The organism is Allobosea spartocytisi (assembly GCF_014764685.1).
Classification (GTDB): domain Bacteria; phylum Pseudomonadota; class Alphaproteobacteria; order Rhizobiales; family Beijerinckiaceae; genus Allobosea; species Allobosea spartocytisi.
This window is the reverse complement of the sequence record NZ_JACXWY010000007.1, coordinates 104,993-118,723: the sequence shown is the minus strand read 5'-3', so window position 1 is coordinate 118,723 and position 13,731 is coordinate 104,993. Positions and strand designations below refer to the sequence as shown.

9 protein-coding genes are annotated in these 13,731 nt (G+C 68.9%); 4 read left to right on the top strand and 5 right to left on the bottom strand.

The window, feature by feature from the left end:
* Positions 1-57: 57 nt before the first annotated feature.
* Positions 58-1,503 carry an aldehyde dehydrogenase family protein gene (locus tag IED13_RS13445; protein WP_191124464.1) on the top strand — a complete coding sequence of 482 codons (1,446 nt, stop codon included), beginning with the start codon at positions 58-60 and terminating at the stop codon, positions 1,501-1,503.
* Positions 1,504-1,555: 52 nt separating this feature from the next.
* Here IED13_RS13445 and IED13_RS13440 read toward each other — a convergent pair whose 3' ends face one another.
* Together IED13_RS13440 and IED13_RS13435 are read right to left on the bottom strand one after the other, a co-directional pair.
* Positions 1,556-2,779, bottom strand: a complete 1,224-nt coding sequence (locus IED13_RS13440) for an MFS transporter (protein ID WP_191124463.1) — start codon at positions 2,777-2,779, stop codon at positions 1,556-1,558.
* A 113-nt stretch (positions 2,780-2,892) separates the two neighbouring features.
* Entirely contained in the window at positions 2,893-3,906 is a 1,014-nt protein-coding gene (locus IED13_RS13435) for a zinc-binding alcohol dehydrogenase family protein (RefSeq protein WP_191124462.1), read from the bottom strand.
* A gap of 99 nt (positions 3,907-4,005) precedes the next feature.
* On the opposite strand from IED13_RS13435, the gene IED13_RS13430 reads away from it, so the two are divergent.
* The gene (locus IED13_RS13430; RefSeq protein ID WP_038360799.1) at positions 4,006-4,374 is read left to right on the top strand and encodes a winged helix-turn-helix transcriptional regulator; all 369 of its coding nucleotides are present in this window, start codon (positions 4,006-4,008) and stop codon (positions 4,372-4,374) included.
* A 7-nt stretch (positions 4,375-4,381) separates the two neighbouring features.
* On the opposite strand, the gene IED13_RS13425 is transcribed toward IED13_RS13430, so the two are convergent.
* From IED13_RS13425 to IED13_RS13415, 3 genes are all read right to left on the bottom strand, one after another.
* Positions 4,382-5,260, bottom strand: coding sequence for a transglutaminase family protein (locus IED13_RS13425; RefSeq protein WP_038360801.1), 879 nt, complete (start codon positions 5,258-5,260; stop codon positions 4,382-4,384).
* The gene (locus tag IED13_RS13420) at positions 5,257-7,770 is read right to left on the bottom strand and encodes a circularly permuted type 2 ATP-grasp protein (RefSeq protein ID WP_191124461.1); all 2,514 of its coding nucleotides are present in this window, start codon (positions 7,768-7,770) and stop codon (positions 5,257-5,259) included. Before IED13_RS13420 ends, IED13_RS13425 begins: the two co-directional genes overlap by 4 nt.
* A 76-nt stretch (positions 7,771-7,846) precedes the next feature.
* The gene (locus IED13_RS13415; protein ID WP_191124460.1) at positions 7,847-11,245 is read right to left on the bottom strand and encodes a transglutaminase family protein; all 3,399 of its coding nucleotides are present in this window, start codon (positions 11,243-11,245) and stop codon (positions 7,847-7,849) included.
* Between the two features lie 259 nt (positions 11,246-11,504).
* On the opposite strand from IED13_RS13415, the gene zwf reads away from it, so the two are divergent.
* Together zwf and pgl are read left to right on the top strand one after the other, a co-directional pair.
* Positions 11,505-13,007: a glucose-6-phosphate dehydrogenase gene (gene zwf / locus IED13_RS13410; RefSeq protein ID WP_191124459.1), complete on the top strand. Its 1,503-nt coding sequence runs from the start codon at positions 11,505-11,507 to the stop codon at positions 13,005-13,007.
* Positions 13,007-13,693, top strand: a complete 687-nt coding sequence (gene pgl, locus IED13_RS13405) for a 6-phosphogluconolactonase (RefSeq protein ID WP_191124458.1) — start codon at positions 13,007-13,009, stop codon at positions 13,691-13,693. The genes zwf and pgl overlap by 1 nt, the downstream gene beginning before the upstream one ends.
* Positions 13,694-13,731: the final 38 nt, after the last annotated feature.

Here is a 13,731-nt window from a genome sequence, read left to right as displayed (position 1 = left end):
CGGGGGCAAAGGCGCTAACACCGCCCGCGAGGATTCATTGCCCCGGGAGAGATGCAGATGAACGCGCCCTTCAAGAACCTGATCGCCGGCGAATGGGCTGGCGGCGTCAACGCCTCGCGCAACATCAACCCCTCGAACACCAACGACGTCGTCGGCGAGTACGCGCAGGGGACCGTCGAGGATCTGAACAATGCCGTCGCCGCCGCCAAGGCCGCTTTCCCGGCCTGGAGCCGCACCACGCCGCAGGAGCGCTACGACATCCTGAAGAAGGCCTCCGACGAGATCCTCGCCCGCAAGGACGAACTCGGCCGGCTGCTCTCGCGGGAGGAGGGCAAGACGCTGGCCGAGGGCATCGGCGAGGCCGGCCGTGCCGGCCAGGTCTTCGCCTTCTTCGCCGGTGAGTGCCTGCGCCTCTCCGGCGAGATGGTCCCGTCGGTGCGCCCCGGCGTCGGCGTCGAGATCACCCGCGACCCGCTCGGCATCGTCGGCATGATCACGCCCTGGAACTTCCCGATCGCGATCCCGGCCTGGAAGATCGCGCCGGCGCTCGCCTGGGGCAATTGCGTCGTCATCAAGCCGGCCGATCTGGTGCCGGGCTCGGCCTGGGCGCTGGTCGACATCATCCAGCGCGCCGGCCTGCCCAAGGGCGTGCTCAACCTCGTCATGGGCCGCGGCTCGGTCGTCGGTCAGGCGCTGCTCGAGCACAAGGACGTCACCGCCATCTCCTTCACCGGCTCGGTCGCGACCGGCCGCAAGGTCGCGGCCGCCTGCATCGCAGGCAACCCGATGAAGAAGGTCCAGCTCGAGATGGGTGGCAAGAACCCGCTCGTCGTGCTCGACGACGCCGACCTGAAGGTCGCCGTCGAGGTCGCCGTGAACGGCGCCTTCTTCTCCACCGGCCAGCGCTGCACCGCGTCCTCGCGCCTGATCGTCCAGGCCGGCATCCACGACAGGTTCGTCGAGGCCTGCATCGAGCGGCTGAAGGGGCTCAGTGTCGACGACGCGCTCAAGGCCGGCACGCATATCGGCCCGGTGGTCGACCAGAGCCAGCTCGACCAGAACCTGAAATACATCCAGATCGCCAAGGACGAGGGCGGCAAGCTCGCCTTCGGCGGCGAGCTCTTGAAGCGCGACACCCCCGGCTTCTACCTTCAGCCGGCGCTGTTCACCGAGACCACCAACGCCATGCGCATCTCGCGCGAGGAGGTCTTCGGACCGGTCGCCAACATCGTCCGCGTCAAGGACTATGACGAGGCGCTGGCCGTCGCCAACGACACCGAGTTCGGCCTCTCCTCGGGCATCTGCACGACCTCGTTGAAGTATGCGACGCATTTCAAGCGCAACAGCGAAGCCGGCATGGTGATGGTCAACCTGCCGACCGCGGGCGTCGACTATCATGTGCCGTTCGGCGGCCGGAAGGGCTCCAGCTACGGCCCGCGCGAGCAGGGCGCCTACGCCAAGGAGTTCTACACCACCGTCAAGACGGCCTACACGCTGGCCTGACCGGCTGCGTCAGGCAGGAACGATACGGCCCCGTCTTCGGACGGGGCCGTTTTCATATCGGCCTGGGCCCGTGCAGCAGGCGCGACAGCGCCAGCCCGACCAGCCCCGTTGCCAGCGTGACGGCGCCGAGCGTGGCGATCATGGGCGCGAGGCCGAAGGCGGCGAACAGGCTCGGCGCGGCGAGATAGCCGATCAGCGAACCGCCGAACACGGCGCACATCTGCAGGCGGTAGACTTGTGCGATCCGCTGCGGCGGGAAATCGTGCTGGATGATGTGCAGCAGAGCGAGGTTCTCGAACGGGCCATTGACTGCGGCCAGCGCCGCGCAGGCCATCAAGGCCGCCGTATTCGGCGCGAAGGGCATCAGCAGCACGCCCAGCCCGAAGGTGAGCTTCGACATCACCAGCCACAGCAGCGGCCGCTTCGGCGTGATCCCGGCCAGGACGAGGTTCGCGGCGAGATTGCCGGCGCCATAGGCGGTCATCATCAGGCTGTAGGCGGTCAGCGGCTCGGCGCTCGTCATGCGCAGATAAAGCGCCATGCCGAGCAGAACGCCCATCGACCAGGTGACGTTGCCGACGAAGTCGGCGATGAGGCCGAAATGCATCAGGCGGTGATGCCGCACGGCACGCGCCCCGCCCATGATCGCGTCGAGCACCGATGACAGGCCGCGGCGCGTCTCGGGTGGCGCGGGCAACGGCGCCCCCTTCAGGGCGGCCCGGACGCCGAGCGCCGAGAGCAGGAACCCGCCGGCCGTGATGGCGAAGAACTGGCCGATCGGCACGAGGCCGTTGACGAGGGCGATCAGGCTGGGGCCGAGGATACGCGCCATGCGCCGCGTCGCGTCGAACAGCCCGTTGACGGCGTGGCGGATCGAGGTGCCGGGCGCCAGGATCGGCAGCGTCGCCTGCAAGGCGGGGTCATAGACGGAGGTGGCGAGCGCGACGGCGCCCGCGGTCACTGCGAGCAGGGGCAGGCTCATGAAGCCGAAGGCGCTCGCCGCCGCCAGCAGCAGGAGAAGCGCCGCCCGGAACAGGCTGACGCCGACCATCGTCGTCGCATGCCGCCAGCGATCGGTGAGGGCTCCGGCGAACAGGCTGCCGAAAAGCAGGGCGCCCGATTGCAGTGCCGAGACATAGCCGGCGTCGCGGCCGATCAGCGCGGAGGCGATCCAGATCACCGCCACCATGTAGAATTCCGCACCGGTGGCGGAGAGGAGCTGCGAAGACCAGAGCAGGCCGATGCGCTTGTCGCCCAGCGGTTTCAGGATGAACATGAACGAGCGGGCCCCGGCGTGACCGGGGCTCGCTAGCATTCCCTGCCGCGCGACTCCAGTCGCGAGACTTCGGAAACCGCAGGTGATGTGCCGGGCGTCGGATAAGGGCGTCGTCAGAAGCCTTCCAGCACGATCTTGCCCTTCGCGCGGTTGCTCTCGATCAGCGCGTGAGCGCGTTTCAGATTGGCCGCGTTGATCGCGCCGAAATGCTCGCCGAGCGTCGTGCGGATCGTGCCGGCGTCGACGAGACGCGAGACCTCCGCCAGCAGCTTGCCTTGCTCTGCGATATCGGCCGTCTGGAACACAGGGCGGGTGAACATGAACTCCCAATGCAGCGAGAGGCTCTTGCGCTTCAGCAGGGTGACGTCGAGCGTCTTGGGATCATCGATCAGGCCGAGCCGCCCCTGCGGCGCCAGCAGCTCGACGATGCCGGCGAGATGGGTGTCGGTATGCGTCGTCGAGAAGACGAAGGCCGGCGCGCCGAGGCCGAGCGCGGCGATCTGCTCCGGCAGCGCCTTGGTGTGGTCGACGACATGATGGGCGCCGAGCTCCCTGGCCCAGGCTTGCGTCTCGGGGCGGGAGGCGGTGGCGATCACCGTGACGTCGGTCAGCCGGCGCGCGAGCTGGATCGCGATCGAGCCGACGCCGCCGGCGCCGCCGACGATCCCAAGCGCGTTCGCGGCGCCCGGCACCGCATCGCGGATCTTCAGCCGGTCGAAAAGCATCTCCCAGGCGGTGATCGCGGTCAGCGGCAGCGCGGCGGCTTCCGCGAAGCCGAGCGAGGCAGGCTTCGGCCCGGCGATGCGCGCGTCGACGAGGTGGAATTCGGCGTTGCTGCCGGGACGATTGATCGCGCCGGCATAGAACACGGCATCTCCCGGCTTGAACCCGGTGACGTCGGAGCCGACCGCCTCGACGATCCCCGCCGCGTCCCAGCCGAGCACGGCGCTTTCGCCCGCCGCAGGCTGGCTGCGCATCCGCACCTTGGTATCGACCGGGTTGACCGAGATGGCCTTGACCGCGACGAGCAGGTCGCGCGCCCCGGCGGCCGGCTTCGGCAGGTCGAGGTCGATCAGGCTGTCTTCCGCGGTGATGGGCAGTGACTGGCGGTATCCGACGGCGCGCATGGCGTCTCTCCTGCGTTGCGATGGAGGCCAGATGAGCTTAACCTGCAGATAGCGCAAGAACGCACAAATTCAGCCCATAGTGTCGAAAAGGATACCGTCATGCCGCCGCGTTTCCAGGAGCCTTACTGTTCGCCGGGCTGCCCCGTCGAGGCGGCGCTCGGCTTCATCGGCGGCAAGTGGAAGGGCATCGCGCTCTATCACCTGCTCACGGCCGGCACCTTGCGCTTCAACGAAATCCGCCGCCGCATGCCGGGTGCGACGCAGCGCATGCTGACCAATCAGTTGCGCGAGCTGGAGGCGGACGGGCTGATCGTCCGCGTGGTCTATCCGCAAGTGCCGCCGCGCGTCGAATACAGCCTCTCGGCCAAGGGCCGCACGCTCGAGCCGGTCATCATGGCGCTGAAGGCCTGGGGCGAGGCGCATGCGCGGATGCCGGCGCCGGCTCACCCGTCCGAGGAAGCGGCCTGAGCGCTCTTCAGCCGACCGGGATCACGTCCACCGCGACGCCGATCTTCTGCGAGCCCGGCCCGATCAGCACCCCGTCGAGCGGTGCGACATCAGCATAGTCGCGGCCGATGGCGGTGACGATGTGGTCGTCGGCGACGATCAGGTCGTTGGTCGGGTCCAGCCCCACCCAGCCCGTCTCGGGGCCGCACCAGAGCAGCGCCCAGGCATGGCTGGCATCGGCGCCTTCCAGCCGCTTCTGGCCCGGCGGCGGAATGGTGCGGATATAGCCGCTGACATAGGCCGCGGGCAGGCCCAGGCCCCTGAGCCCGGCGATCATGATATGCGCGAAATCCTGGCAGACGCCGTGGCGCTGGGCGAAAGCCTCCGCCAACGGGGTCGAGACCTCCGTTGCGGCGGGGTCGTAGGTGAAGTCGTGTCGGATCCGCGCCATCAATTCGCTCGCCGCTTCCAGCACCGGCCGTCCCTTGCCGAAGCTCGTACGCGCATAGGCGACGACGGCGCCGACCTCGGGCACCAGCCGGCTGGGATAGATGTGATGCGTCGGCGAAGCCGGCGCGAGACTGTCGGAGGCGAGCGCCAGCGCTGCGACCTCCTCCCAGCCGCGCGTCAGCCCGGGATGCGGCGGGGCAGAGCGCTCGACGGAGAGGCGCGCCCGCATCTCGACCTTCAGCTCGCGATGCGGCTTGGTGATCGTCACCGTCGTCATCCGGTTGCCGAAGAAGCAGGCCGCGTCGCTGCGTTCGGCCGGGCGCGGCATGACCGAGAGCTCGCTCTTCTGCACGCTCTGGCCGGAGCCGTCGCGCGGCAGCAGCCGCATGATGCAGCGCGCGAAGGGCACCTGCCGGCTGTAGCCGTAGGTGGTGACGTGGCGGACGTCGTAGATCACGCGATGCCTGTCAGTCGCGACCCTTCGGGGCCGCTGTTCTGGAGGAAGTAGCGGTCGGCGATGGCGCTGGATATCCCCATCAGCAACTGCTCGAACAGCAGGATGCTGGTGCGGTCGAGCCGGCTGGCCTCGGCGGTGCGGCAATCGGCGGCGAGCCGCAGGATGAGCCGGCGCGGCGCCTCCAGCATGCCGTCCTCCGTCAGGGAGGGCAGATCCGCGATCTCGGCCTCGAGCCGCTCGATCTGGAAGGCGACCGAGCGCGGATTGTAGGGATCGAGCATCACCAGATCGAGCACGGGCTGGAGGCTTGCGCCGAGCAGATAGCGCGAGCGGTAGGTGATCTGCGAATCCGTCAGGTCGAGCAAGGCGTCGAGCGAGTCGACCGACGCGTCGTTCTCGGCGAATTGCCGGGCGAAGCGGCAGGTGCCGACGCCGCGTTCCAGCCGCCGGCCGATATCGAGGAAGCGCCAGCCCGCTCCGCGCACCATGTTCTCCTGGCTGAGACCGGAGAAGGCCGCGAGCGTCTTCAGGGCGCGGTCTGCGATCTCGTAGGCCTCGCCCTCCGAGGGCTTGCGCCCTTCCTTCGGTGTGAGCTGGCTCTGCAGATCGCCGAACAGCCGCCAGGCATCGACCGAGAGGCGCTCGCGGATCACGGAGGCGGTGCGCCGGGCCTCGCGCACCGAGGCTGCGGCGGAGCCGTAATCGTCGAGGCTGTAGAGCGCCGAATAGGCTTGCGTCGCCGGGCTCTGGCTGCGGCCGCGCTGGGCCGAGCCCCAGGCCACGAGCAGATCGCCCAGCCGGCGCACGGTCCCGCTGCGTCCCGGAGCGGGATCGGAATCGATCAGCCGGCCGAGCAGTGCGCGCACGAGGCGCAAGGTCGCCTCGCAGCGCTCCAGGTAACGTCCGAGCCAGAACAGATTGTCCGCCGCGCGGCTCGGCAAGGTGCCGGTGATGCGGCGGATGGCGATGCGGTCCGGCGTCGGCAGCAGCGTGAGAGGCTCGACCGGCGCATCGGCCGTCACCCAGACATCGCTGGAGCGTACGCCGTTGCGCAGGCTGACGGCGCGCGCATCCGGCTCGTCCGAGATCCGGCAGAAGCCGCCGGGCATCACCTTCCAGCCGTCCGGCGTCGCGGCGGCGAAGACGCGCAGCGTCATCGGGTGCGGTTCGAGCCGGCCGTTCTGGAACACCGGCATGGTCGAGAGCCGGACGATCTCCTGCCCGACATAATCCATGCCGCGTGCGGCGATGCGGGCGCGCAGCGCCTCGCGCTCCGCTGCCGGCAGATCGCCTGCGAGCACGGGGCCGGTGTCGAGCCCGCCCCCGGCGCTGCGGAAGGCCGGCGCGATGCTCATCTCGTCGAGGCGGTCGAGCACGGCCTCGCGCTCGCGCCGCTGGCCGCACCACCAGGTCGCGATATTGGGCAGGATCAGCTCCTCGCCGAGGAGCTGGCGGGCCACCGCTGGCAGGAAACCCATCAGCGCGCGCGCCTCGACGACGCCCGAGCCGAGGCCGTTGGCGATATGGACATTGCCCTCCCGCACCGCCTCGACGAGGCCGGCGACGCCGAGCGCCGATTGCGCGTTGAGCTCGAGCGGATCGGCGAAGTCGCCGTCGATGCGCCGCCAGATCACGTCGGCGCGCTTCAAGCCCGCGATGGTGCGCACATGCACGCGCCCTTCCCGCATCAGCAGGTCGCCGCCCTCCACCAGGAGGAAGCCGAGATAGCGCGCGAGATAGGCCTGTTCGAAATAGCTCTCGTTGAGCGGGCCTGGCGTCAGCAGGCAGATGCGCGGCTCGATCCGCTTCGAGCGCGCGACCAGCCCGGCGCGGAAGCTCTGGAAGAAAGCCGCCAGCCGCTCGATGTTCATGCTGCGGAACATGTCCGGAAAGGCGCGCGTCAGCGCCAGCCGGTTTTCCAGCGCATAGCCCGTGCCCGAAGGCGCCTGGGCGCGATCCTGCAGCACCCACCAGCGCCCGTCCGGGCCCCGGCCGAGATCGGCGGCGTAGAGCTGCAGCGTGCCGCCGCCCGGCGCGCCGTGCAGGGGGCGCAGATAATCGGGGCTGCCGCTGACCACCGCGGCCGGCAGCAGATCCTTCGCGACGATCTCGCCCGGCCCGTAGATGTCGTCGAGCAGGGTCGAGAGCAGTTGCGCCCGCTGTGCCACGCCGGCGGCGATCGTCTGCCATTCCGCGCCGGGGATGACGAGTGGCACATGGCTCAGCGGCCAGGGGCGCTCGCCCGCGCTCGGGTCGCGTTCGTCGATGTCGCCATGGACGCGATAGGAGACGCCGGTGTCGTGGACATGCCGGTCGGCCAGGCCGAAGCGTTGCAGCAGCTCGTCCTGCGACAACGCGCACCATTCCTGCAGGAAGGGTTCCCAATGCGGCCGGACGGCGCCCTCGGCGTCGACGAACTCGTCACGGGCGCCGGGCAGGGGGCGATAGCCGGCGAGCAGCGCCGCGCGCCGCTCCGCCTTGGTGCGTCCAGACCGGATGCGGCCCTGCACTGCCAAAAGCTCTAGACCCCTGCCGGCGCGCCATTCGCTCGGCCGGACTCAGCCGAACGAAGAGAAACCGCGCAAATCAAAGCGGGCGCCTCAGATCCAGCGTGAGCGGAAATTCGGCGCTGCGTTCCTCCGGCGGAATCGCCAGAGTGCCGGGACTATGACCGATCGCCTCGAAACGCGCGAGCCGTCTTGCCTCCGCCTCGTAGGAATTCACAGGCGGTGTCTCGTAATTGCGACCGCCGGGATGAGCGACATGGTAGACGCAGCCCCCGAGCGAGCGCCCGACCCAGGTGTCGACGATGTCGAAGGTCAGCGGCGCATTCACGGGAAGCGCCGGATGCAGGCCGGAGGCCGGTTGCCACGCCTTGAACCGCACCGCCGCGATCGCCTCGCCGGAGGTTCCCGTCTCCGTCATCGGCAGGCGCCTTCCATTGCAGGTGACGAGATGCCGCCCGGACACGAAGCCCTTCGCCTTGACCTGCAGCCGCTCGACCGACGAGTCGACATAGCGCACCGTGCCGCCGGCCGCGCCCTCCTCGCCGAGCACATGCCAGGGCTCCAGCGCCTGCCGGATCTCGATCTCGACGCCGCCATGCTCGACCTTGCCGAAGAAGGGAAAGCGGAACTCGGCCTGCGCCTCGAACCAGACGGGATCGAAGGGGTAGCCGGCGCGGTCGAGATCGGCGAGCACATCGCGAAAATCCTGCCAGACCAGCTCCGGCAGCATGAAGCGGTCATGCAGCGCGGTGCCCCAGCGCACCAGCTTGCCGCCTTGCGGCTCGCGCCAGAACCAGGCGATCAGGGCCCTCAGCAGCAATTGCTGCGCCAGCGACATCCGCGAATCCGGCGGCATCTCGAAGCCGCGGAACTCCAGCAGGCCGAGCCGCCCGGTCGGGCCATCCGGCGAATAGAGCTTGTCGATGCAGATCTCGGTGCGGTGCGTGTTGCCGGAGACGTCGACCAGCAGGTTGCGGAACAGCCGGTCGACCAGCCAGAGCGGGATCGGCGCCTCGCCGGGCTTCGGCACCTGCGCCATGGCGATCTCCAGCTCGTAGAGCTGGTCCTGCCGGGCTTCGTCGATGCGGGGCGCCTGGCTGGTCGGGCCGATGAACAGGCCGGAGAACAGATAGGAGAGGGACGGGTGCCGGTTCCAGTAGAGCACGATGCTCTTGAGCAGGTCCGGCCGGCGCAGGAAGGGTGAATCGGCCGGCGTCACGCCGCCGAGCACGACATGGTTGCCGCCGCCGGTGCCGGTATGGCGCCCGTCGACCATGAACTTCTCGGCGCAGAGCCGCGACAGCCGCGCCTCCTCATAGACGCCCTGCGTGATCGCCACCGCCTCGCGCCAGTCCGTCGCCGGATGGATGTTGACCTCGATCACGCCGGGATCGGGCGTGACCTTGATGACGTCGAGGCGGGGGTCGAAGGGGGGCGCGTAGCCTTCGATATGCACGGGCAGGCCGGTTTCCTCGGCCGTGGCCTCCACCGAGGCGACGAGGTCAAGATAATCTTCCAGCCGCTCGACCGGCGGCAGGAAGACGCAGAGCACATTGTCGCGGATCTCGAGGCTGAGCGCGGTGCGCACATGCTCGCCGCCAATCTCCTGCTCGGTACGCTGCTGGGCCGTGCTCGTGCCGCCTGGATCGGCGGAAACCGCCAATTGCGGGGGAGGTGCGCCGAAGCTGGTCGGAGCCGCCGGCGATGGCGGAGTTCCGGCGCCGGGCGCCGGAGCGGCCTGCGAGCTGCCCGCCGGCGGCAGCGGACCGCGCGGCTCCATCGGGTCCTGCGGATGAATATGCGGATATTCGGCCTTGGGGATGTCGGGCAGGGAGCCGAGCGGCAGCCGGTAGCCGACCGGCGAATCGCCGGGCACGAGAAAGAGCTTGCCGCGCCGCAGCCGCCATTTCTCCGAGCGCCAGCGCCGGTCATTCGCCGCCGCCTGCCAGCGCTGAACCGGGATGACGAAGCCGCGGGGATGGCCGAGGCCTAGCTGGAAAACCTGCGCCATCCGCGCCCGCTCCTCCGGGTCGGCGAGGCGGGAATCGAGCGGGTCGACATTGTCGGGAAGCTGCGCCTCCTTGAGCAGCCAGTGGCCGGTATCCTCATAGGCGGGGAGGACGTAATCGGCTCCGAGGCCGAGCTTTTCGGACAATCCGCGCGCCAGCGACTCTGCGTCCTGGATCGTCGCGCCCGCCTCCAGCTCGCGATCGCCGCCGGTCTTGGCACCGGGCTCGCGAGCGATCAGCTCGGCATTGCGCCAGATCGGCTCGCCGTCCCGGCGCCAGTAGAGCGCGAAGGCCCAGCGCGGCAGGCTCTCGCCCGGATACCATTTGCCCTGCCCGTAATGCAGCATCCCGCCCGGCGCGAAGCGTTCGCGCAAGCGGCGGATCAAGACATCGGCACGCTCGCGCTTGGTCGGCCCGACCGCCGCGATGTTCCATTCCGCCCCGGTCTGGTCGTCGATCGAGACGAAGGTCGGCTCGCCGCCCATGGTGAGCCGCACATCCTGCGCCTTGAGATCGGCCTCGACGGTCTCGCCGAGGGCATCGAGCGCCTGCCAGGATTCGTCCGAGAAGGGCAGGGTGATGCGCGGCACCTCGTGCACCCGCGCCACGCTCATCTGGAAGTCGAAGGTGGTCTCGGCATAGCTCGCCACGCCGGAGACCGGCGCGGCCGAGCGGTAATGCGCGGTCGCCGCCAGCGGCAGATGGCCCTCGCCGGTGAGCAGGCCCGAGGTCGGGTCGAGCCCGATCCAGCCCGCGCCGGGAATATAGACCTCGGCCCAGGCATGCAGGTCGGTGAAGTCCTTGTCGGTGCCGCGCGGCCCTTCCAGCGGGTCGATATCGGCCTTCATCTGGATCAGGTAGCCGGAGACGAAGCGCGCTGCGAGGCCGAGATGCCGCAATGCCTGGACCAAGAGCCAGCTCGTGTCGCGGCAGGAGCCGGAGCCGATCGACAGCGTATGCTCGGGCTCCTGCACGCCCGGCTCCATGCGGATGCCGTAGGTGATCATCCCCTGCAGCCGCGCATTGAGATCGACGACGAAATTGACGGTGTTGGTAGGTTCCCTCGGCAGCGCGGCAAGGAAAGCTTCCAGAAGCGGGCCGGCGGGCTCCGTCGCCAGATAGGGCGCGAGCTCGTCGCGCAGCTCCGGCGCATAGGAGAACGGAAAGGTCTCGGCCTCGGCCTCGACGAAGAAGTCGAAGGGATTGATCACCGAAAGCTCGGTGACGACGTCGACCTCGATGCGGAATTCGCTGACCGGCTCCGGAAAGACGAAGCGCGCCAGCCAGTTGCCGGCCGGGTCCTGCTGCCAGTTCACGAAATGCTGCGCCGGCGTCACCTTGAGCGAATAGCTCTTGATCGCCGCCCGGCAATGCGGCGCCGGTCTCAGCCGGATGATCTGCGGCCCGAGCGTGACCGGGCGATCATAGCTGTAATGGGTGACGTGGTTCAGCGCGGCGATGATGGCCAAGGCTCGGCACCTGCTAGTCGTCCGCGGACAGACCGCCGCAGATTCAGGTTAACGGCGCTTGTTCCCAGCGCAAAGCGCCATCCTGCCCGCGGAAACGGCAGGGCGGCGAGCGGTTGCCCAAGGCTTGGGCTGTTGCAGGCCGGCGGCATGGCATGGCCGCTGCCCGCTGTTTCCCCTTTGCAAGCGCTCCGAACCGTCTCACTCTGGTCGCAGCGATCGGCTAATCGAATCTGGTGAGCCGTACGGAGTTTCGAGTGTCATGGACGCCATTGCCGATCAGGGGCTTCGCCCCGAGACCATTCCCGAGCGCACGCCGGTTCCGCCCTTCGATCTGGTGATCTTCGGTGCCGGCGGCGATCTGGCGCTGCGCAAGCTCTTTCCGGCGCTGGCCCAGCGCAATCGCGAAGGCGTGCTGCCGGAGGACAGCCGCATCCTCGCCGTCGTCCGCAAGGAAGAGGACGTCGAGGGCCTGCCCAAGCAGATCGCCCAGCGGCTCCATGAGGAAGGCCTTCCGAAGGATCAGGTCGCGACCTTCCTGCGCAGGCTCACCATGGTGCTGCTCGATGCGCTGAAGCCGGAGACCTACAAGGCGCTGAAGAACGCGCTGGGCGACAGCGAGCGCGTGCGCTCCTTCTATCTCTCGACGCCGCCGGACCTCTTCATCCCGATCTGCGAGAACCTCGCCAAGGCCCATATCCTGACGCCGACCTCGCGCGTCATCCTGGAGAAGCCGCTCGGCCGCGACCTCGCCTCGGCCCGCCAGATCAACGACGCCGTCGCGCGCATCCTGCCGGAAAGCCGGACCTACCGGATCGACCATTATCTCGGCAAGGAGACGGTGCAGAACCTGCTCGTCCTGCGCTTTGCCAACACCCTGTTCGAGCGGTCATGGTCGAGCCGCGACATCGACCATGTCCAGATCACCGTGGCCGAGACCGTCGGTCTCGAAAGCCGCGCCGGCTATTACGACAAGGCCGGGCATATGCGCGACATGGTGCAGAACCATCTCATGCAGTTGCTGACCCTCTTCGCCATCGAGCCGCCGAACATGCTCGAGGCCGGCGCGGTCCGCGACGAGAAGATCAAGGTGCTGAAGGCGCTCAGGCCCATCGTCGGCCCCGACGTCCAGCGCTTCACGGTGCGCGGCCAGTACGGGCCGGGCCAGATCGACGGCCAGCGCGTCAGGGGCTATGCCGAGGAACTCGGCCACGCCTCCAACACCGAAACCTTCGTCGCCATCCGCTGCGAGGTCGACAACTGGCGCTGGGCCGGCGTGCCGATCTATCTGCGCACAGGCAAGCGCATGGCACAGCGCTATTCCGAGATCGCCGTCACCTTCAAGCCGGTGCCGCATTCGATCTTCGGCAACGGCACTTGCGACCGGCTCGACGCCAACCGCCTGTTCATCCGCCTGCAGCCGAATGACGGCGTCCAGCTCCAGCTCATGATGAAGGTGCCGGGTTCCGGTCGGCTCAAGATCGTGCCGCGCCAGCTCGACCTGCGCTACTCCACCGCCTTCGACGAGCGCACGCCCGATGCCTATGAGCGCCTGCTGACCGATGTCATCCGCGGCGACCAGACCTTGTTCATGCATCGCGACGAGGTCGAGCAGGCCTGGAGCTGGGTCGATCCGATCATCGCCGGCTGGCAGGACTACAGCCCGCATCCGCACCGCTATGCCGCCGGCTCCTGGGGGCCGTCGCAGGCGATCGGGCTGATCGAGCGCGATGGCCGTTCCTGGGCCGATCCGGATCTCGTCTGATGGCGGCGGGGCCCGTCGCCTGGCATCGCTTCGCCGCCTTGGCCGACGCCTCCGAGGCGCTGGCGGAGGCGGTCGCGATCCGGCTGAAGGAATTGCTCGCCGGGAAGGAGCATGCCTCGCTGGTCGTGCCCGGCGGCACTACGCCGGCGCGCTTTCTCGCGGCGCTCGGCCGGCAGGATCTGCCATGGGAGAAGGTCACGCTGCTGCCGACCGACGAGCGCTTCGTCGCGGCTGACGACGCGGCTTCCAACGAACGGATGCTGCGCGAGCAATTCGCTCCGCTCACGCAGGGCCGCGTCCGCTTCCTGTCCTTTCACGGCCATGGCAGCGACATCGAGGCCGCCGCGGCGTTGCTCTGCGCCGAGCTCGCCGAATTGCCGCCGCTCGATCTCGTCGTCAGCGGCATGGGGCCGGACGGCCACATCGCCTCGCTCTTCCCGGGCGGGGAGGCGGTCTTCAATGCCGTGCCCGACAGCGGCATCGTCGTGGCGCGGCCGCCCGGCCTGCCGCCGCGGCTCTCGCTCTCGCCCAAGCGCCTGATCGAGGCCGGCTGGGTGAGCCTGCTCGTCTCCGGCGCCGCCAAGGAGGCGGTGCTGAAGGATGCCGGCGCCCGCGCCGCGCCGCTGCCGGTGGACATGCTGCTCGGCCGCCCGCAAGGGCTCGACGTCTATTGGGCGAAGGAGTAGAGCCCATCCGCCGCCTCCAAATCGATTGAAAGATGAGA